17 protein-coding genes are annotated in these 20,759 nt (G+C 37.4%); 4 read left to right on the top strand and 13 right to left on the bottom strand.

Features of this window, described 5'->3' with window-relative positions:
- Positions 1-79: 79 nt before the first annotated feature.
- From lsa20 to CH361_RS11535, 9 genes are all read right to left on the bottom strand, one after another.
- Positions 80-697 (bottom strand): LIC11469 family lipoprotein adhesin Lsa20, encoded by a 618-nt coding sequence (gene lsa20, locus CH361_RS11575; RefSeq protein WP_165782259.1) that lies wholly within the window; start codon positions 695-697, stop codon positions 80-82.
- A gap of 4 nt (positions 698-701) precedes the next feature.
- Positions 702-2,165, bottom strand: coding sequence for an NADase-type glycan-binding domain-containing protein (locus CH361_RS11570; RefSeq protein WP_208861432.1), 1,464 nt, complete (start codon positions 2,163-2,165; stop codon positions 702-704).
- Positions 2,166-2,234: 69 nt separating this feature from the next.
- Complete coding sequence (locus tag CH361_RS11565; RefSeq protein ID WP_100790984.1) at positions 2,235-3,152, bottom strand: thioredoxin domain-containing protein; 918 nt, start codon at positions 3,150-3,152, stop codon at positions 2,235-2,237.
- Positions 3,153-3,170: 18 nt separating this feature from the next.
- Positions 3,171-3,836 (bottom strand): DUF2461 domain-containing protein, encoded by a 666-nt coding sequence (locus tag CH361_RS11560; protein ID WP_100791253.1) that lies wholly within the window; start codon positions 3,834-3,836, stop codon positions 3,171-3,173.
- A gap of 121 nt (positions 3,837-3,957) precedes the next feature.
- Positions 3,958-4,944 carry a DUF5692 family protein gene (locus CH361_RS11555; RefSeq protein ID WP_100790983.1) on the bottom strand — a complete coding sequence of 329 codons (987 nt, stop codon included), beginning with the start codon at positions 4,942-4,944 and terminating at the stop codon, positions 3,958-3,960.
- 154 nt (positions 4,945-5,098) lie between these two features.
- Entirely contained in the window at positions 5,099-5,923 is an 825-nt protein-coding gene (locus tag CH361_RS11550; RefSeq protein ID WP_100790982.1) for a hypothetical protein, read from the bottom strand.
- Positions 5,924-6,052: 129 nt separating this feature from the next.
- A complete protein-coding gene (locus CH361_RS11545; protein WP_100790981.1) occupies positions 6,053-7,345 on the bottom strand; it encodes an ankyrin repeat domain-containing protein in 1,293 nt (430 codons plus the stop codon).
- A 1-nt stretch (position 7,346) separates the two neighbouring features.
- Positions 7,347-8,762, bottom strand: coding sequence for a parallel beta-helix domain-containing protein (locus tag CH361_RS11540; RefSeq protein ID WP_244279808.1), 1,416 nt, complete (start codon positions 8,760-8,762; stop codon positions 7,347-7,349).
- 107 nt (positions 8,763-8,869) lie between these two features.
- Complete coding sequence (locus CH361_RS11535) at positions 8,870-10,105, bottom strand: cytochrome-c peroxidase (RefSeq protein ID WP_100790979.1); 1,236 nt, start codon at positions 10,103-10,105, stop codon at positions 8,870-8,872.
- A 237-nt stretch (positions 10,106-10,342) separates the two neighbouring features.
- Between CH361_RS11535 and CH361_RS11530 the strand changes: the two genes are divergently transcribed.
- Positions 10,343-12,046 carry a cation:proton antiporter domain-containing protein gene (locus CH361_RS11530; RefSeq protein ID WP_100790978.1) on the top strand — a complete coding sequence of 568 codons (1,704 nt, stop codon included), beginning with the start codon at positions 10,343-10,345 and terminating at the stop codon, positions 12,044-12,046.
- Positions 12,047-12,158: 112 nt separating this feature from the next.
- Here the strand turns inward: CH361_RS11530 and CH361_RS11525 are convergent, their stop codons facing one another.
- Positions 12,159-13,121 carry an AEC family transporter gene (locus tag CH361_RS11525; protein WP_208861431.1) on the bottom strand — a complete coding sequence of 321 codons (963 nt, stop codon included), beginning with the start codon at positions 13,119-13,121 and terminating at the stop codon, positions 12,159-12,161.
- 317 nt (positions 13,122-13,438) lie between these two features.
- On the opposite strand from CH361_RS11525, the gene CH361_RS11520 reads away from it, so the two are divergent.
- Positions 13,439-13,828 carry a hypothetical protein gene (locus tag CH361_RS11520; RefSeq protein WP_100790977.1) on the top strand — a complete coding sequence of 130 codons (390 nt, stop codon included), beginning with the start codon at positions 13,439-13,441 and terminating at the stop codon, positions 13,826-13,828.
- Between the two features lie 32 nt (positions 13,829-13,860).
- Here CH361_RS11520 and CH361_RS11515 read toward each other — a convergent pair whose 3' ends face one another.
- Positions 13,861-15,213, bottom strand: coding sequence for an LA_0442/LA_0875 N-terminal domain-containing protein (locus tag CH361_RS11515; RefSeq protein ID WP_100790976.1), 1,353 nt, complete (start codon positions 15,211-15,213; stop codon positions 13,861-13,863).
- Between the two features lie 398 nt (positions 15,214-15,611).
- Here CH361_RS11515 and CH361_RS11510 point away from each other — a divergent pair, with 398 nt between their 5' ends.
- Both CH361_RS11510 and CH361_RS11505 read left to right on the top strand, forming a co-directional pair.
- Complete coding sequence (locus tag CH361_RS11510; RefSeq protein WP_100790975.1) at positions 15,612-16,850, top strand: adenylate/guanylate cyclase domain-containing protein; 1,239 nt, start codon at positions 15,612-15,614, stop codon at positions 16,848-16,850.
- Between the two features lie 173 nt (positions 16,851-17,023).
- Positions 17,024-17,563, top strand: a complete 540-nt coding sequence (locus CH361_RS11505; RefSeq protein ID WP_244279806.1) for a nuclear transport factor 2 family protein — start codon at positions 17,024-17,026, stop codon at positions 17,561-17,563.
- On the opposite strand, the gene CH361_RS19890 is transcribed toward CH361_RS11505, so the two are convergent.
- Entirely contained in the window at positions 17,457-17,876 is a 420-nt protein-coding gene (locus CH361_RS19890; RefSeq protein WP_425268685.1) for an AEC family transporter, read from the bottom strand. The two genes, CH361_RS11505 and CH361_RS19890, sit on opposite strands and share 107 nt — an antisense overlap.
- A gap of 262 nt (positions 17,877-18,138) precedes the next feature.
- Complete coding sequence (locus CH361_RS11495) at positions 18,139-20,178, bottom strand: acyltransferase family protein (protein ID WP_100790973.1); 2,040 nt, start codon at positions 20,176-20,178, stop codon at positions 18,139-18,141.
- Between the last annotated feature and the right edge of the window lie 581 nt (positions 20,179-20,759).

The raw sequence follows: 20,759 nt of genomic DNA, 5'->3' as shown, positions 1-20,759 counted from the left end.
GTTCATTCATTTATATAATTTCCTTAAAGTTCCAACCAAGGGGAAAAGATACCGGGACGGAAAGTTGCAGTGACCAATCTCAATCCATCTCACTCGGGATAGAACTACCAGCACTCTTCTCGAATTGTAACATCCTTTCTCGACTAACTCCAATTAAATTGTGAGTTAAGGTAAGATGGTCACCTAAAAAATCGGGAGCAAGACGGATCTCAACCACGCGAAACCAAGTTTCCCCTGCAGGGACAGTAAACGCATGATTCACACAAAGGCATTTGAATTTAAATCCAAAACTATGTTCTACTGGGATTGCAGAATGGGGAGCCGCAAAAAAATAAACCGGAGAATCTGTCGGATTTTTCATCACGAGTAAAAATTGTTTTTTGGAACCCGGTTTGAGAACAAGTTTGCTCTCAGGAATCAAATCACCAAAAGGCGTTTTTTTTCCTTCTTTAACTGATCCTGTTGTCCATAAAGTTAGAGCTTGAGCTCCACTCGGTTCTCGGATTTCCATTTCCAAAGGAAGGCCCGTGGTTTCCCATTTGATAAACAGGGAAACCTTATTTGCTTTGTTTGGATTAGAAACCGAGTTTTGTGTTTGAAAATTCTCTTTTTTTTCTGATTCACCACCGCAAGAAAATCCAACCAAAATAAGAAAAAATGGGATAACAGAGATTAAACGAAAAAACACAGATTTCATCCTTTTATTCCAAACTAAGTTCCAATGTTGAAAAGTCCAGATTGTCTGTTTTTTTGGAATTGGTTAAATAGTATTGTTTTCCTCTGACTTGCAAGGTCACAAACTCTTGGAAAATTTTCTCTGTGTTGTTTGGATCTGGATTTTTCACTTGGTTACAATCGCGACCACAACCGTTACAATCTCCTTCCCCATAGTCCAAAAAATTAGTGAATGTTTGTTTGCGAAGAAATCCAAAAATACGAAGTTCAATTTTTCCTGGAGTAGTTTCTTTGACTTCGTAATTACCCATTCCGTAAAATCTCTGTGAACTTTCTTCACCGGCATCATAGTTCGTACGAGCTGTTGAACCTTCCAAAAAGAAAGTTCCATCAGAACGCAATCGGATCGTCCAATCAGAAGCAGTCGGAGGATTTAAATTTTCTTCCACTGCAACTTCGTTATCGGCTCCAGCAGGTAAATCGGTTACTTCTCCTTCTGCCACCTCTGTCACTTCCTTCCCTGTCAAACCGCGATTCAAAACTTTCCTGAGTGAAGCTTTTGTGAAAGCATCAAAATTTCTGGCAGCGGTTTCCTTGGATTTCGGAAGAGTGTCCATCGCAAACCAATCACCATCATGACCGAACCTGAGCTCGGATAGTACGATTCCTTTTTCAGTGAGTCCGGGATAAATTTCCTCTACTTTCATAGATAGTTTTTGGCCCTTATAAGGAGTGGGAAGTGAAATCTCTTGGCTACCCATCGAATCTTCTACATTGATTTTTGCAGAATATCCATCATCTCCAGTGAGAAGGAAAGACTTAACCCTTCCGTTTTTAATACAATGAACATCAGAACGTTGGTATCCATTCCAGATCTTGATCATTGATATTTTTTTCTTTTCCGCAAAATCAAAGTTAAAAGTAACGCCTACTCCACCTTTAACCGATGCGTATCCATTTTCATATTTGGAATCAAATAGATTCATAACGGAATAAGTTGGTTCCGGGGAAGCAGTTTCGGAAGCAGTCACTGAACCAGAAATAATTTCCGGTGCGTATGTTCGATAAGCCTTATTCTTTTCATCATAAAACTTTACTGACTTAAGGCAAATGTTTTGATTTCTTTGAAAATTCAAAGTAACCGACCTTGCCTGAACAACTGGATCAAACATTACTTCTGAATTGGATTTCTGAACATCAGTACTAGCATAAACTTCATCAAAGTTTACATAAGCAGCAACACGATCCTTGAATGGACCAGAACAAGACTCAATAGATACTTTACTTAAAGAGAACGCATTGTCCGCATAAAAATGTAATTTGACAAACTCTGCTCCAGGTTCTGCCTTCCACTCTTTACCATCTAACACAAAAAAAGGAAGTCCATTTTCCATCGATGTGGAAGTGACCATAGAAAAGTGGAGTTTTTTACCACAATTCATCAGAAAAAGTAAACTTAAAAAAGGAATCAAATAGGGTTTAAATTTCATAACCTGTCCTCAGAAAACGTGGATCAAGGAGAACCTACCATAGAAAGAAGGCAAGAAATATTTTAATGACTAGTGCGCTGTATCTTTTAAAACTCTTTCCCATGTTTGGGCATTAAGTGCCCCCACAATCCACCGACCATTCACCCAAAAAGTGGGGACAGAACTTACGCCAAGTGCGGAAGCTTCTTTCATATCTTTTCGAACTTGGTCAAAATATTTGGTATCGAGGTCTACCTTCTGGCAGGATTCCAATGATTCCGAGCCAACTACAGAAAAAGTTTCTCCACGAAATATTTTTTTTGCATTGGTATACAAAACCTGCATATGATTTGGAAATTGATTTGGATCCTTTTCCCAGAGACACCTACCAACAGCCAAGGGGAAAATTCCCTCTTTAGATTCATCATCTAAGGGATAATCTTTATGAACGTAAAAAATTTTTGATCCATATTTTGATAGCATACTCCTAGTATGTGGAAATGTTTCGCGGCAGTAATTACATAGATAGTCACTCCACTCCACAATCACCCACCGAGTATTCTTATCCAGCAAACCAAACTTAGGCGAATTCCGAAGATCCAATTTTTTCAATAGATCTTGATCTAAGATTCTAGTAGATTTTCCTTTCCACGGAAGACCTACCTTATGAAAAATTCGACTCCAAACAATCCGAATGCGAATGGATTCTCTGAGCCTATCAATGGCATCCGTATCTGAACCTTCCCTTGGTAAGGATTTTCTTTCCATCTGCCAGTATTTGGTGATTTCTTGGTCTGAAACTTGTCCACGTTCCGACTCCTTCCATTCCGATAAAGTTTTACCTTCTAACTTTGCGGCTTCCTGTAATTTCCTTAAATAGGAGTCAGCCGATAGTGAATCTTTAACAACTTCTTCCGTCGGTAAAGAATCAGGAAGGAATCGATCTTCTGTGACAGGTTCACCACAGGAAAAAAAGAAAAGAACCATCAGCAGGAAAGGTAAAATCATAATATTTTGATTCCTTTATTATTTCCTCATTGCCTCTTCCAAAAATTGATTCAAAGGATATAAATTTTGAAATGATTTGATTGCCTCAGGAACAAACTGATCGGAAGTTAAATCAGAATTTTTTAATTTTTTGGCAACGGCAAATCCTTTGTATTTTAAAAAATCAATCATGGGATGATCTTTATCAAAACCTTTGGGAGCGGTTTTCAATTTCTCTGCATAAAATTCAGTTCCAAATTCATTCACGAATTTACGATTTTCCAAAATTCCTTTAAAAGCTTTTGAATGACTGATCATGCTTTCTCTGATTTTGAATAGAGATTTTGGATCGGGTTTGTAACAACCACCACCAAGCAAAGATCCGTTAGGTTCTATATGTAAATAATAACCAGTACCTTCAATTTGTTTACCGCCCCCTCTCATAAAAATTCCGAAGTGGGTTTTATAAGGACTTTTGTCTTTAGAGAAACGAACATCTTTATAGATTCGAAAGATACAGGACTTAGGGTCAACACCTTTGACAGTTTTATCAAACCTTTCAATTTCAGATAAAAAATACCCCGTCAAGAGTAACAATTCATTTTGGATCGTTACAAACCTGTCCTTATTTTCAAGAAACCAATTTCGATTGTTGTTTAACTTTAATTCGGACAAAAACTGTAAAATATTTTTACTAACTTTCATGGTGGGGAATTCCTTTTTAACCCGAGGATCCAAACCCTGGCAATACAAAAGTTAAAAAAGGGAAGGAGATTTCCTTAAGAGCCGTAGAAAAACGACCCTTAAGAATTTAGTTTTTACTGTATCATTCAGCAAGAGCTTTGATCGCTTTATACTCATTTAAATCAGTAAATATTTCACCTGTGTAAGGATTTCTTTTTGTTTTTACCCATTTATAAACCATATAACAGAAAACTGCTACGTTACTTGCTAACGCAATCGCACCCACTACATTATAAATCCAAGGGTTATAGGTTGACTTTACTACATAAGCTCCAGAATCCAAAAATGCTGGAAATGTCTGGGCAAACATACACCAAATCGCAAGGGTTTGGGCCCGGTGTTGTAACCACGCTCCTTTTCCTAGAGTAAACGCACATAATGTAGGAGCAATGAGAAGTGCCAAACCTGCATACCAAGAATGTGTTGGAATACAATTGTATGTATAACAAAAATTCCATAAATCATAGGCAATGATCCAAAACCATAACATATCTGGCCAAAGCATATCTCGGCTTTTGTCTGTCTCCGTTTCTTTGCGAATGACGATCCCAAACCATCCAGTGATTGTTACCGTATTAAGAATTCCAGCTATCGCATTCATGTAGTTCCAAGGACCACCAAGAACTCCCACAACCTCACCCTCAATTGGACCTGAAAAATTGTTCCAATAGATTTTGCCCACTTGAAAGTCACGAGTCACAGCTTCGATGATATTAATGGCAAGAATGGCAGCAGGAAAAATAAGAGCCACTTTTACATTTGCCAATCGCCACCTAACATATCCCTTTTTATCTTTTTTTTGGATGTGCCGGATCGCCCAAAAAATAATACATCCCGCAGTCGCAGAATAGACTTTTACTAAGTGAAACCAATCCGTATAGGTGTGTTCTTTCATAAAGAAGAACCAAAGGATGGTCAGAAAACTAGGAAGAACAAAAAAACTAAAAAACCCAGCCCATTTCCATCTTCTAGCAAATTCATTGAAAATAAAAAGTGCAACAAACACAAGGAGCCATATTCCAAATCCTTGCGCAGTCGATGTCCCCGCCTCTGCATTAAAAGTCCACATAAGTAAACCAACCTCTATACATTCTAATTTGATACTGACTAAAATGTACATCCATGTTGACTAATCAGTCAACAAAAGTCAAAAAATCCAATAGATGATATTTTACAAGGTTCGAAACTTTATTAGAACAATTCTAAACAAAATTGAATCCTACCTATGTTTCTAACATATCAGGATCGGAAAAGTTCTTATCTAGTTTTGCCTGAATCAATAAAAAACCTAAAGTGGCAATCACCCCACCAAAAAAAATAAACAACTCTAGTCCGAATGGTTCCGAATGCCAATTGGCTCCGGCAAATAACAAATAAACTACGGGAGCAATGTATTGATTGATAAACAAACCAAGGAAGATCAATTGATTGGTGAGTCCCCCTTTTAGAAATCTCCAGAGAAACAAGTTTGGATTGGATAATATAGTAGAAAGAGCTAAGGTTGCCATAAATACCATTTCGAGAGGAGAGATACCAACTCTTGGATCTATAGACATACTAAGATACGTTGGGTTTTGAAAGAGATGGCCGATCAAACTTATTCCCCCAGGAACAAGTGCTAAGTGGATTAAGATATCGTCCAAAATCCATGGACTTTTCGGAGTTTTTCTTAAATACAATAGAATTTCGTAAACACTAAATAAAACAAGACCTATCGAAGTAAAAATCGATGTCATTACTAAATAAGATTTGGGATTGATATGAACGGAAGGTGCTGACAATAACATTAGTATAGATGATATATTTCCACCACCAACGATCATTAAAAAAGCGAGGTTAGCTGTAAAAGGCCAAAGATAAAAATGTCTTGTCGCAAGTCGTAGACCAGCAATGACAAATAGCGAAATGGCTGTAAAAATAGATAATACAGGCCCATCGGTTCGATAAAATAAAGGATAACCCAAAAACCATGCAATGAGCAAAACGGAGGAACCAATTAGAATTGCAATATCAAGAATTTCTACCCAGGTTTTAAATCGTTTTTCCATACTGACCCCTACCATTCCAAGCTGTATCGATTAGCCTTGGTTTGTTTGTTTTTGCAAACAAAAAATAGATCACTTTCTTCTATGGTATGGATGAAAAGTTTCAGAAAAAAACTTCCGAAACCTCTCTGATTATTTTTTGGAATTCTGATTTAAGAGCATATCCACAATATTTTGATGACCATTCTCCTGAGCAAGACTCAGTGCACTCTGTCCTTTTTTATTCTTATGCAAAGGATTTGTTTGATTCTCTAAAAGGAATTTTACGATCTGAGAATTCCCATCTCTTGCGGCTAAAATCAAAGGAGTTTGTCCTTCAATCGTATCGGCCTTGTTAGCATCAGACCCAAGAGAAACGAGTTCTTTTACAATCTCTTCATCATTCAATAATACCGCTAATATCAATGGAGTTTGACCAAATTCGTTGATTGCCTCTAAATCAGCCCCTTCTTTGACAATGGAACGAACAAATTCAAGAGAACCTCCTTGGATCGCCCAAAACAATGGAGTGTAAAGATGTTCATCACGTTCATTGGTGTCAACTCCTATCAAACGAAGTGATTGAAACAAAATGGAATGATTTTCTTTTGCAGCATAGATCCAAAGTATTTTTTTTCTTCGCGAATAATCCAAAAAGAATAAACCCACAAAAAGAAATAAAAACAAAAAAACACCAAACGCTCTTTTGGCGGCGAATTTGGAATCAGGATGAAAAAACAAATCCCTGTTTTCACCGAGAATAAAGAGAACAGATTTGTATTTTTTTAAAATCAAATAAGCCAACAGAATATTCGTCGGCAAAGTGAAAGCAACAAGATATGGGATATTAACTATCTTTCCATTCCCGGCATATAATATAAAATAAATGGGAAAAAGTAAGATAAGAAAACCATAAATAAAAATACTCTGGGAGATATAACCTTTTGCGGAGCCACCTTTCGCCAGATAAAGCCCTCTCTGAAAACTCATTAACTGCAATAACAACGAAGAAAGAATTGCCCATATAATGGAACTAAGGATTTGTAAAGAAGGAAGAGGAATGGGCATATCCCAACGATCTTTACTCATTCCGACATACAAACCCGCAAGAATCGCAATCCCTCCCACAAACCAAAGCGAAAAGAAGATTCGGATAAAATGTCGAACACGTCTCATAAGAGAAATACGGTCTGTCTGGGTTTCGTCCTCTCCTAGAATTTCTTCCGGGGCAGATCCCGCCCGCAACGTTCCGATCAGAGAAACAGCAATATAATAACAAAGAAAAGATACAGTTAGAACATTACGTTTCCATGATACATCACTTGAAGCGAACCGAATAAACAAAATCAAGATGGTTGTTAGAATAGATGGAGCGAGCAGTCGAATGACGGCGATGAGTCCACCGCGAAATGGATTCATCTGAGGTTGGACTTTTTCTGCATTCATATTATTTTGCGACCCCTCTATTCTCTTCATCTTTCAAATTCAAAATATAATTTGCGACTGCTGTTAACTTTTCGTTCCCCAAATATTTCTGAGAAGGCATTTCAATAAAACCTGGTCTGACTTTCTTTGGCATAGATGCAAAAGAAACCACCCCAAACACATTTTTTTTGTATTTCTCTTGTATTTCTTTGATGGGAGGACCAACAGTTCGAAGTGTCATCGAATGGCATCCAGAACAAACAGCACCAAACACTTGTTTTCCTAATTCTCTGGCATCTGATTTGGCTTCTCCAAGTTTTGGATCACCGATCATTGTTTTGATTTTTACACTTGTTTCTTGTGGTTGGCAAATTCCGTAATCTGCAGTTCCAATTTTGGTTACGGAATCCGGGGAGATCAAACAATTACCCTTTCCTTTCCCAGAAGCAACTACGTCATACCCTTCGGGGAAAATTCCCACCTTCCCACCGTTAGGAGATTCTGGGATGGGATTCCCTGAGAAAAGGACTCGGATCACATAAAAGATCCAAGAAACAAAATCATTCCATTTCCTAACCCCATTGTCGATAAAAACATTATCTAAAATTTTATTTCGATCAGGATTTGGTTCCACATCTGGATCTGGTGATTTGGAATTAGGAAGCAAATTATTATCTCCAATTCCAATACCGGCAAAACTATTTCTGCGTATGATGTTTCCTTCAATGGTGACAGCATCCCCTGCCATCACACCGATCCCAATCCCAGGTGGAACTCCGGCAACAAGAGCTCCTGGTTCAGCAAAGTTTCTATGATTGTTATCAAAAATGAAGTTATTTCGAATGATTACGTTTTCAACTTTTTTTAAGGGAAGTCCAGGCAAAGCAAAAGCAACAATTCCTGCTGAGTTATCGTAAACAGTATTACCTTCTATCAAAACGTTTGTTGAATTTTCTATTTCAATCCCAATAACACTTCCATATACTTCATTTCGTCTAACATCAACATTATGGCACATTCCGATATAAATAGCAGCATCAGCAATTCCAAGACTAACAGTATCTTCTACTAATACATTTGTACCCATCGTTGGATAAATTCCGTAAATACCAGTGTTTTCGACAATGAGTTTACGCATGGTGATATTTCCTGCACCTTGTGTCATCACACCATTCGCTTTATAATGTTTTATATGAAAGTTTTCTATGATAAAATTGGCACCTGATCCAATGACCCCATCATTTAGTTTCCCTTCCCCATCTAAAATGGGCCACTTACCATTTACGATCACACCAGAGAGAGTAAAATGTGTTTTATCTACAAATAAAAACTCATGGTAAACACCAGGAAAAACTTTTACCGTATCTCCCTTGTCCAATGAATCAATTGCTTTTTGAATGGACTCTCCTTCTCGAACCTCAACTGTACGTGAAAACATACTCTGCGGCATGAACAATATAGAAAGAATCAGAAACCATAGCTGGTAAAAAATTTTATAATTCTTAGATGTTTGATTGGAAAACGATGTTTTTTGAAAACTCATTACTACTTGGAACTCCGATGGATATTTGATTGAAAATCTAATGCAACAGGCAAACCAGAAGGAACTGACTTAGGAAATTTTGGCATACTTGTTTCGTCAGTTAATGCGCCAAGAAAGGAAACAAGAGACTTTATTTCAGTTTGACTAAGGCCCATTTTTCTGACATGCCAATGAATCCTAAGGTCTCTAGGAGCACCATTCCCTCGACCCCCACCTTCATTATAAAAATGAACAACCTCTTCTAAGGTTTCTAAATTCCCAGAATGCATATAAGGTGCTGTCTTTGTTATATTTCTCAGTGTAGGCACTCGAAAGGAGCCTCTCAGTAAATCTTGTCCCGTGATGGCTTCTCTTCCGAAATCCCTTTCTCCAGAATCCAAAACACCGATAGTAGCAAATACATTATTGGTAAACATTGGTGGTGGGTGGCATTCAGCACATCTTGCAACAAAAGAACGAAAGACATTGTAACCAAGAAGTTCTTCAGGACTCAATGCATCCTTATCTCCAGAAGACCACTTGTCAAACCGACTACTAAAAGAAACCAGTGATCTTTCAAAATTTGAAATAGCATTGATGACGAGATCTGCCGTTACCTTCGAACCCTTAGGACCATAGGCCTCACGAAACATTTTTTGATACAAAGGAATTTCGTTTAACCGAGATTCAACGATCTCAGGTGAACTTCCCATTTCATCAGGAGAATAAAGAGGTCCTTCTGTTTGGTCTTCCAGATTCGATGCCCTTCCATCCCAAAATAAATGTTTCATATAAAGAACATTCCAGAGACTCGGGGCTGATCTTTTTAACAGAAGTCCATCTTTCCGATAAGGACCATAACCACTTCCTCCTTTCCCTATACTTTGTTTTCGTCCGTCAGACAAACTATGGGCTGGATGGTGGCAGTGGGCACAGGATAATTGTTTATCTCCAGAAAGAACCGGATCAAAAAATAAATACCTACCTAAGTCAATGATTTTGGGATCAAGTTTCACCTGAGGTAGAGGTTGTCCAAGACCACCATTTTTCTCAAGTGGGATCACATACTGATAATCAATAACACAATAACCCTTCTCTTGTTTCAAACCAGAGGGACAAACAGAAGATAGGCGAAAATCTGGCGGAGGTTCCACCATCTCAAATTCTGATACTTCATTGACAATCCGAGATTCTACTTTAGAACAATAAAAATTTAGAATGATAACAGCAAAGAATCCTAAATAAAACCGATACTTCACAAGACAAAGGAAACACAGAGAGTAAAGATAGGAATCATTTTAATCAGCAGACTAAAAAAAGAAATCACACAATTTTGCCAGTGAAATTTTATACCCATTCAGACCTCATTGATATATATCAATGGTTGTAGTGTTGACGTAAAAGACCACGAGGAAGTGACCTGATCAACACACAGAAGCTTTCCAAAGTCACAAAAAAAGATTGTAACAAGAAGACTCATATCATTCTAATTTTATATGCCCCACGAAGTAAACCTGATCTCTACAGTTGCTGTCGGCTTTGGCCTAGCAATGATCTTGGGATTTATCTCAATCCGCCTACGAATGCCACCACTCGTGGGATATTTAATTTCCGGTATCATTGTTGGTCCCTATGTTCCTGGATTCGTTGCCGATGCAGCACTAACTGCACAACTTGCTGAGATAGGTGTCATGTTGCTTATGTTCGGTGTAGGACTTCACTTCTCCATCGAAGACTTAATGTCGGTAAAACGCATTGCCATTCCGGGTGCCATTGTACAAATTCTTGTAGCAACTTCTATGGGAGCCGGCGCCATCCTATTTTGGGGAGGGAGTTGGGGAGAGGCTTGCGTATTTGGTTTAGCACTTTCCGTTGCGAGTACGGTTGTACTTCTTAAGGCCCTAGAAGCACGAGGAGTCATTGATAGTATCAATGGTCGCATCGCCATTGGTTGGCTAGTTGTGGAAGATTTAGTCATGGTACTTGTGCTTGTATTATTACCGCCATTAGCTGGTATCATGGGAAGCAAGGCTGACGGCATCCAACTTCCAACTGATGCAAACATACTGGTTACCCTTGTGGTCACTCTTGCGAAAGTCATCACATTCATAATTGTAATGTTAGTCGTAGGAAAACGTTTGTTACCGAAAGTACTTTGGTGGGTTACAGGTACTGGTTCACGGGAACTATTTAGTTTATGCGTAATTGCCACTGCAGTTGGTGTTGCTTACGGTTCGGCATTACTCTTCGATGTATCTTTTGCTTTAGGTGCTTTTTTTGCTGGTATGATGTTGCGTGAGTCCGAGTTCAGTCATCGTGCTGCAGAAGAATCATTACCACTACGCGATGCCTTCGCTGTATTATTTTTTGTTTCCGTCGGAATGATTTTTGATCCACACATCTTACTGGAACAACCCTTAAAAGTGATTACAGTAATAGCCATCATTATGTTTGGAAAAACACTTGTGGCTATTGGATTAGTATTAATCTTTCGTTATCCGTTAAACACTGCTTTGACGGTAGGTGCAAGTCTCGCCCAAATTGGTGAATTCTCTTTTATTTTGGCCGGGTTAGGATTGAGTCTTGGACTTTTAGATATCGATGGTCAAAATCTAATTGTAGCAGGTGCCTTAGTTTCGATTGCATTTAATTCTACATTGTTTACTGTACTTGAGCCGTTTCAAAAATGGATTCGCAAACATTCGTCATTCGCGCGGAAACTCGAAATGCCCGATGATCCACTTTCCATGCTTCCAATGTCTACGGCGAATGTTTTTTTATCTGGCCAGGTGGTATTAGTTGGTTATGGACGAGTCGGAAGACGCATTGCCAATATTCTAGATGAACACAAAATCCCGTACGTTGTTGCGGAATCAAACCGTGAAGTTGTGGAAAAATTGCGCGCACGAGAAATACCCGCAGTATGTGGTGATGCTTCCGACCCAAATGTATTAGTGCAAGCACACATTGCAAATGCAAGTTTACTCGTGGCTGCAACATCCAATACATTCCATGTGCGCCAGATGGTTGAAATCGCAAGGAAGTTGAATCCAAAAATCGAAACTGTGATTCGCACCCACAACGAAGATGAGGCCAAGTTGTGGACCGAAGAAGCAATTGGAAAAATTTTCCTCAGCGAACAACAGATAGCTGGCGGGATGGCAGAACACGTATTAAAACGTATGGGAAAAATTGCTTAAGCCAAAAGGAACCTAATTCTTTTCTTTTGGTCGTTCCCAATAAACTTAATAAGAGCTGTTTCCTTAGAAAGATGTCAAGCGGTCTCACGATTGATTCACAACCAATTCTGATCTATAATTTGTTAAAATCCAATGGAACTGGAAACGGAAGTAAACCTGTAAGAACAAGCATAAGGGGAATATAAAGAATCGCAATCACCGTACTAATAAAAACGGCGATGGAAGCTTTTTCCGGTTTCGTCTTGAGTAAAACCGCGAGAGTCACCGTATTCCCTGCCATTGGCACTAATGCAAATATGATCGCCACTATATAAAACTCTGGATTTAGATAGTGAAGGATATAATGATCCAATGCAATCAAACCAAACATTAAAAGTGGCCAAAGAATAAACTTAAAAACAAGAGAAAGGTTAATAAATTTCCAATCAAGATGACCTCCATCTTTTAAACCGGAAAGCCCCATTCCTAAAATCATCATCCCTAAAATTCCATAGGCTCCTTTAAAGTAGGAACCATACTCAAATAATACACGAGGGATTTCCAATCCGAATAAATTGAAGACTAAAGCGAGAAGAAAAGCATAAAGAGGTGGCAAACGAAGTATCTTACGAAGGACATCTGTCGTTGTTAGTTTGCCTTTTGCGGTAACATAAAAACCTGTGCTACTTTCATACAACAAAGAGGATAAAACAGCAAACACATAAATATCCGCCAAATGCGAAGGTAATAGTACCATCGCAAGTGGAATCCCAAAAAAACCAGTATTCCCAGTTCCTGCAGTGAACGCTAAGATATTACCCGTTCCATCCTGCCAATATTTTCGACAAGAGTAGTAAACTACAAATGCAAGAACACTGGAGAGAATAAAAAGCAATAAAGGAAACAACGCGAGTGCTAGATCTATCTTTACGCTTACCGTCGCAAAAAAAACAACGACCGGACCAATCACATAAATGAGAAGGCTTGCAATAGACTCCCTCTCTACACCCAGTTTTTTAGATGCAAGATAACCGATCAGAACATTGAAATAAAGAGGAAGAGTTTTCCCGAGCATCAGAAAAAACAAAGAAATCATTAGAATATCCGGTTTAAAAAAATAGAACTTACATATTAGACGATTATCTCATAGTGAGCGTTACAAATTTATCTCTGAGCGTTCCCAATGAATTTCAATTTCGTGTTCCGATAGAATTCGGGTCGGACTCCTTCGGGGTGCGCGTTCGCTCCCGTCCCCAGCCATCTAACGATGGCAGGTGACCAAGCCCTACGGATTCCTAACGCAAGGTTTTATCGTTTCAAAAGATAACAAAAGATAAATCTAATTCAAATTGATAAAAAATAAATCAAACATTTCTCTTGACTTCTATTTCATTGAATACCCAGGTATTCAATATGAATTTAATCTTTTCTAATATCAAATGGATCATGCTCGGCTCAGGAATCATCACCTGCTCCATGCTCCTTTCTGCACTCCACCCAAGTTTAGGACTAACATTAACATTTGGTGATACATTGAATGGAGATTTGGCCAATATTATTGTTCGCAATTGGGCTGCTTTGATAGCCATTGTTGGTGGAATGCTGATTTATGGAGCCTATCACGAACATACTCGCAACTTGGTTCTGGTAGTGGCTTCCGTAAGCAAAAGTATTTTTGTGATACTCAATCTTATTTATGGAACATCTTTTCTTATGAGGTCCGGCATTGCCCTTGTTTTTGATTCGATACTCGTAATCATTTTTGTTTCTTATTTATTCCTTCAAAAACAGAACAAGAATTAGCCAAATTGAAGTTTGCGAAATTCCAGAAAACTTCAAAAATCAAAACGATAATTTGCACCTATTTGGTAGTAGGTAAGTATTGTTTTAGAATCGTGTAAAATAGGAATAATGATTTTTGGTCCAAACAATTTTAAACCAATTTGATCAGAGCTACCTTCATTATCTGATATATAACCAGTTTGCAAAGTGTTCTTCAATATCATATCACTTGCTTCGATAAATACGCTCAGGTTATTATATACTCTCGCCGAAAGTCTTAGGTTCAATTCTCTTCCCTTAGATGTCCACCAGTAATCCAAACCTGTCGCATTAGGAAGAAAACTTCCATTAGACCCATTTGCCCTGTATTCATAGTTTTTTGCAGAGGATATAGTTTTGCCACTGATATGAACAAATTGCCCTTGAAGAGTAAATCGATCTAAAAACTCGTATTCAAATCCGATTCCTAAACTTCCACCTCGGAAACTGCTAGAATATTCACGATAACTGATTCGAACAGGATTCATACCTGTTGGTGTGATTCCTCCTACGCTATCCACTTCTTCACTAGCACTCGTCCAAATCCTATCGATCCCACCTACTACCTGGAGATCTAAAGAAGGCAAAGGATAAGGAGTAAAACCAATTCGAGAGGAAACTTTTTGGAATTTTGAATTTGCATCACCTAAAAGAATATTAACAACTCTTTCTCCAGAAGAACCACCAGATCCGCCACCGCTTCCGAAAGATAAAGTTTGAAAACCATTGGGTTCAATGATTCCCTTCGCTTCTATCCCTTTTAGTTCAAGTGAGAATCGATTCCAAACATATTTAATTCTACCAGATTTACTATTGTTAGCTGTCTTATATGGATTGGTAAGAATCTCTGCCTGACCAGAGCTACTAAATAAAAGTCCAGCGTATTGAATGGTTTGGTAAAATGGCCTTAATTCTGATTGTTCTTTCCCATTTCCTATTCCGAATGAAGCTTCCAAATAATGACGTTTAGTTTTTGCTAATTCCTCATCTCTTCTTTTGGCTTTTTCTTCGTTGGCTTTGCGTTTTTCCTCCTCGAGTTTATTATTTTCGAAATCCGCTTTCTGTTTTTCTGCTAGCTCCATTTCTTTTATTTTCTTTTTCTCGGCTTCCTCTTTTTCAATCTTCTGCGCCTCCTCCTTTTTGGAAGCCTGATCTACGACCTTAGCATATGAAATCTTTTTGATCTGAGTTTTTTTATAAACTTTTGTAGTTCCGTCAGCAAGTTTGAAGGTCACATAATCCTTGTCTTGGTCGACGATATTGCCTTCCAATTTCTCTCCGGATTTCAAAAGGAGGGTTTCACTTCGAAGTGCGGGACAGAAAGAAACACAAAGGAAGAAAATAAAATATGAAATAATTTTTTTCATAAGATCCTTTACCAGTCGAAAGTTATCGGGTATCTTAACATATCTTTTCAATAACGCAATTCGATTTAGATTCCAGAAAGTAAATTCTATGGAAAAAAAATTTCCATTCTTTAGATAAAGAAAACCGCTTTTCGAATTAAATTTTCTCGAATCTTTGCCACAGCGAAACCGATTTGGTCAAAACTACCGCGAATCGGATCGGACCATTCGAAATGTTTGGTTGGATCTAGAACAACCCTTACCTATTTCCTTTACAGTAAGACAAAATCCTTAAGAAGTAAAATTGAGTCGCCACTGCATCTACTCCATACCTACAATGGCGATTGCGTCTCAAAATACCCTAAACATAAAATCTTATGTTTAGAAATACTTTATGAATTTTATATAGGGAATGATAAATGAAACAATCAATCGTTGATGAGATTTTGATTTCAAGGGAGATGAAAAACGAAAAGACAGTGGCCCTTGTCAGGTTCGTTTTATTTTCCATAACATCTATTATGGATTCATTATCGTATCTTGGTTGGATCAAATACACAATTGTTACCCCAAGTTTAGTAACAGTTACACTCGACTTTATATTTCTTATTTTTGCTAGTATCGTATTGCCTGTTGTAACATTTTTACCTTACAAACATTACTTAAAATTTTTCACAATCACCATCGATTATTTTATTATTGGCCTAATGATCTATTTAGATCCGACCATCCAAAAAGAGAATGGACTCATTTATTTTATCGCAATGACTAGTGCTATTTTCATTTACCAGTTCAATCTATTGAGACATTCTAAAATCGGAACCATCTTCGGGGCTTTCATTGCTTTTGTTTATTTTCTGGTGATTTCCATCGGATTAGGGGAAGGTTATCCATTTGATTTAATACCGATGATGATCGGTTTCGGAATGATCTTAGCAGTTGGTTATGTGACTACTGTTTCCAATATCGAAATGGTGAAAGAAGCAAATGCAAAACAAATGATGGAAAGATATCTTCCTTCCCAACTAGTCAGCGAGTTTTACAAAAACAAAGTACAACTTGAACCAGGTGGAGAAAATAAGGAAGTAACCATTCTTTTTTCCGATATCCGATCTTTTACAAAATTTGCAGAACAAAGATCTGCCGAAGAAGTTGTTCAATTTTTAAATGAATATTTGTCTCGTATGACAGATGTAATTTTTAGATTTAACGGGACCATTGATAAGTTTATCGGAGATGCTATCATGACTATATTCGGCGCCCCTATCAAACGAGACGATGATGCTCTCCGTGCCGTCAAATCCGCTGTTTCCATGATTCGTGAATTAGAAAAGTTAAATCTGAGAATGAATAGTCCTGTAGACAAACTAGAAGTCGGAATTGGAATCCATACAGGAGAGGCAATCGTTGGTAATATTGGCTCAGATAGAAGATTAGATTACACAGTAATCGGTGACAATGTAAACTTAGCTTCTAGGATTGAAGGATTAACAAAACATTACAATTGCCCTATACTTATTTCCGAGTCTACTTTCAAACAAGTAGACGGTAAATATTCGTTAGAGGATGGTTTTGAAATTCGAGAAATTGACCAAGTCATTGTCAAAGGAAAATCAAAACCAATTACCGTATATGAAGTGATATGTTTAGCAACTTAGAACAAAAATAAGATTAAACCAAGTATGTAGTAAAAATTTGATTTAGCCGTAATGGACGATTCCTTTTCCACCTCATCCATTTTCTTGTCAGAAAACCAAACATTCCGAGAAGCAAAAGTGCTACATAAAGTTTATAGGTTGATTTACGCGAATCAAAATTACGTAAATAATGGATGATATTTTTTTACGATAGTTTTCGATCGACAGAAGATGCACCTGCTACTAAACGTAGACCAATTGGTCTACATATTAACTCTGGTTTTCAAAAAATACCGATTGGGAAGGAATTTCATATGAACTTACCTGCTAATAAAAAGATAGTTACCGATTTTTTTAATCATCTGAATGAACGAAATATGAAAGAAGCATTCGCATTATTAGATGATGACTTACATTGGTGGATTTTAGGAAATATACCGGTTTCTGGTGATTACGACTTAAAAAAGATATCCTTTGGATTTAAAATGATCTTTAGAGCATTTGAAAACTTCCAGTTCACCTTGAAAGAAATGACGGCAGAAGAAGACCGAGTGAGCGTAGTTGCAGAATCACTCGGAATTCGAAAGTCCACAGGGAAACAGTATAACAACCATTATCATTTTCTCTTTACCTTACAAGAAGGCAAGATACGGAAGGTAAAAGAATTTTTTGATACTGTCCATGCATTGTGGGTAGAAAGTCCGGAGGAACTGGAAACGGAAGTAAACTTGTAAGAACAAGCATAAGGGGAATATAAAGAATCGCAATCACCGTACTAATAAAAACGACGATGGAAGCTTTTTCCGGTTTCGTCTTGAGTAAAACCGCGAGAGTCACCGTATTCCCTGCCATTGGCACTAATGCAAATATGATCGCCACTATATAAAACTCTGGATTTAGATAGTGAAGGATATAATGATCCAATGCAATCAAACCAAACATTAAAAGTGGCCAAAGAATAAACTTAAAAACAAGAGAAAGGTTAATAAATTTCCAATCAAGATGACCTCCACCTTTTAAACCGGAAAGCCCCATCCCTAAAATCATCATTCCTAAAATTCCATAGGCTCCTTTAAAATACGAACCATACTCAGTTAAACTTACCTAAGAACTTCTCCCAAATCGATAAATGAAATCCGAAATCATAAGTCGAGAGTCCAGAGTACGTTGTATTGAGTAAAAAGAGATTTTTTTCTAAAGATACACCTTCGGGAGTTCTGTCATTCAGAGCTAATCCAGGTGTATTAGAAGAAAGGAATAACTCTATGGCTAAATTTAATCTTTGAATTCTAACAAAGCAAATTCGGATCTATTTCTTATGAGAAAATGATGTTTGACTCATTACTTTTTTCATACATTGGGCACGAGGGTGCATTCCGTCATAAAACTCATCCGCTGCACAACCTACTTTATCTGGATCATATGAACCAATGATTAAAATATTATTTTCCCTAGCGAGATCCCGAAACTCTTTTTCGATTATTAGAAAAATCGGCTTTTCTTTCTTCATTTTCTCATATAACTGCGGGTGGTATGGCGTCAAAATTAAAGCTACTTCCCTTTTTTGAGACTGCTCTCGAAGCATATCTATAAATTCCATTTTAGCTTTAGGCGAAAAAACATATTGATCCATACCATAGTTTATCTGAGCATTAAATTCAGATTCAATTTCCTTTTGCGACTTAGAACTATAGATAAGGTCATAAATATGATACCCATCACGACGAATCTTAGCATGAAACTCAGTCGCATCATCTATTGGGGAGTTTTTCAAAGAAAAATTTAATGTTTCATATAAATTGATTATTGAATATCCTAATGAGTTGATTTCTTTTGGACTATTTTTGTTTTGAGTTTTTTCTCCAAGGGCTTCATAATACTCACTTGCTAAGGATTTCCAGCGTTCATGACCGCAATTTAGATTAAACAGCCAAGGATCTGCACCGATCAAAATTTTGCTAGGGTTCAATTTCCTAGTACTCATGTATACGATTGCAATGTCATCTTCAATTGAGGCACCACTTACTCCAAGTCCCAAAGACTCTTTACCCAAAATACCATCAATAGACATGATTCTTGATGACCCAATAATCAGTATATCAGGACTTTTATCTTGGAGATGAATTCGCTCCCTTACAAAAATACGCTCATCTGAAATGAGTTTTGCATAGGCGAATCCCTTACTTAATAATTGTTTTGCGACAATTGATTCTCCTTGAAAATAACGAAATACCCTGGAAAGTGAATAGCCAAACACAATAAAGAATAAACTGAGAATTAAACTTAGTCTAAACAAAAGCACGCGAGGGAATCGTATTTTATCTCGAAAAGGCAGCTCAAAATATTTCCAGCTACTATAAGCAAGGAACATCGAAAGAAAAGATAAAATAAACATAGTATATGTATTTAAATAATTTGAACTAAAGGTATAACGACTAAATGCAAAAATTGGTTGATGCCATAAATAAGCACTGTAAGAAATAAGCCCTATCTGTACAAAAAATTTATTACTCAATAGACTCCCAACAAATGTATCAGAAGTATTTGCAAACATAATAATGAATACTGTTCCAATAGTCGGAATCAAAGTATAAAAACTTGGCCAAGGTGTATCTCGCCTAAACATAACTACCGAAAGAAGAATCAAACTAATACCAACAAAGCTTAGTAATTGTTTTTTCGAAGTTGAAATCATATAAACAGATGTAGGAATGAATGCAAGAATAGAACCTATTGCAATTTCCCAAAATCTACTTGGAAGTAAATAGAAGTTTGTAGAGACTTTTGAGGAAGACAAATTCTGCGAATAGATTAAACTTACGCTGGCAAGAAAAAGCAAAATAACGAATAAAATTTGTCTCTTGCTTTTTTTGTTTCTTGTTCTAGTAAACAAAATTAGTAGAGGAAAAAAAATATAATACTGCTCCTCAACAGCAAGACTCCATGTATGTAGTAGTGGCTTTAATTCTGATGCCGTTGAAAAATACTCAACATCCTTTAAAAAAAAAACGTTTGCACTAAATATTGGAATTGCACTTAAGCTTTTAAGATAGCTTTCAAGGTCTTTGGGTAAAAAAACAATCCATGCAATAGGGAAGCTGATAGCTAAAAGAAAAAACAAAGCTGGCAATATTCGCCGCGCACGTCTTTCATAAAAGTTAATGATAGAAAATTGGTCTTTCTCCAATTCCGTTAGTATTGTAGATGTTACAAGAAATCCGCTAATTACAAAAAAAACATCAACACCGATGAATCCGCCTTCAAAGAAGGTAAAACCTGCATGGAAAAAGATAACAGATATTACTGCGACTGCGCGTAAACCATCTATCTCAGGCCGATATTTAATCATTTAGAATGCCCATGATTGGCAATTTTATTTCTTCCATACATTTGTCAAAAATATAGATTTACTTTTCACCAACATGAAAAGCTAAGAAATCGTATTATACGAAGCCATCTATTTACCCCTGAACAGATTTAAAGCTTTAACCACTCTCCCCTCAAGACATAAAAAAAGCCCTTGATCTTATGACCAAAGGCTTCTCCCAACAAATGTATACGACAGAGGTTCTGTTCTTTTCCTTTTCCAGAATTGATTCTTATCAACCAGGATCGAGGGAAAGCCTGCGGAGACACAGCAGAATGCCTTCCCATCTCCTGCTCGACTGGGCGTCCTTGCCCAGACTCGCGAGCTCCGCAATCCTGCGCCGCCTCCGATGGAAATACATTCTGCAAGGGTAACCTGAGATTGAAGAAAAAAATTCTCACAACTAAAAAAAGCCCTGAACTTTTCCATTCAGAGCTTCTCCCAACATTTGTATACGACATATAAGTTAACAAACAATGCTTTCAATGACATACACGTTTAGCACGTGTATATTGTAATATGGTCAAGCCGATCGAGCGATTAGTATCACTTGGCTGAATCCA

The organism is Leptospira brenneri (assembly GCF_002812125.1).
In the GTDB taxonomy this organism is placed as follows: Bacteria; Spirochaetota; Leptospiria; order Leptospirales; family Leptospiraceae; genus Leptospira_A; species Leptospira_A brenneri.
Note: the sequence above shows the minus strand (reverse complement) of the source record. Positions and strands in the feature narration are given on the sequence as shown.

Coding starts and splice junctions, on each gene's coding strand:
- lsa20 (WP_165782259.1), bottom strand. CDS start 697: ATGAAATCTGTGTTTTTTCGTTTAATCTCTGTTATCCCATTTTTTCTT.
- CH361_RS11570 (WP_208861432.1), bottom strand. CDS start 2,165: ATGAAATTTAAACCCTATTTGATTCCTTTTTTAAGTTTACTTTTTCTG.
- CH361_RS11565 (WP_100790984.1), bottom strand. CDS start 3,152: ATGATTTTACCTTTCCTGCTGATGGTTCTTTTCTTTTTTTCCTGTGGT.
- CH361_RS11560 (WP_100791253.1), bottom strand. CDS start 3,836: ATGAAAGTTAGTAAAAATATTTTACAGTTTTTGTCCGAATTAAAGTTA.
- CH361_RS11555 (WP_100790983.1), bottom strand. CDS start 4,944: ATGTGGACTTTTAATGCAGAGGCGGGGACATCGACTGCGCAAGGATTT.
- CH361_RS11550 (WP_100790982.1), bottom strand. CDS start 5,923: ATGGAAAAACGATTTAAAACCTGGGTAGAAATTCTTGATATTGCAATT.
- CH361_RS11545 (WP_100790981.1), bottom strand. CDS start 7,345: ATGAATGCAGAAAAAGTCCAACCTCAGATGAATCCATTTCGCGGTGGA.
- CH361_RS11540 (WP_244279808.1), bottom strand. CDS start 8,762: ATGTTTTCACGTACAGTTGAGGTTCGAGAAGGAGAGTCCATTCAAAAA.
- CH361_RS11530 (WP_100790978.1), top strand. CDS start 10,343: ATGCCCCACGAAGTAAACCTGATCTCTACAGTTGCTGTCGGCTTTGGC.
- CH361_RS11525 (WP_208861431.1), bottom strand. CDS start 13,121: ATGATTTCTTTGTTTTTTCTGATGCTCGGGAAAACTCTTCCTCTTTAT.
- CH361_RS11520 (WP_100790977.1), top strand. CDS start 13,439: ATGAATTTAATCTTTTCTAATATCAAATGGATCATGCTCGGCTCAGGA.
- CH361_RS11515 (WP_100790976.1), bottom strand. CDS start 15,213: ATGAAAAAAATTATTTCATATTTTATTTTCTTCCTTTGTGTTTCTTTC.
- CH361_RS11510 (WP_100790975.1), top strand. CDS start 15,612: ATGAAACAATCAATCGTTGATGAGATTTTGATTTCAAGGGAGATGAAA.
- CH361_RS11505 (WP_244279806.1), top strand. CDS start 17,024: ATGATATTTTTTTACGATAGTTTTCGATCGACAGAAGATGCACCTGCT.
- CH361_RS19890 (WP_425268685.1), bottom strand. CDS start 17,876: ATGATTTTAGGGATGGGGCTTTCCGGTTTAAAAGGTGGAGGTCATCTT.
- CH361_RS11495 (WP_100790973.1), bottom strand. CDS start 20,178: ATGATTAAATATCGGCCTGAGATAGATGGTTTACGCGCAGTCGCAGTA.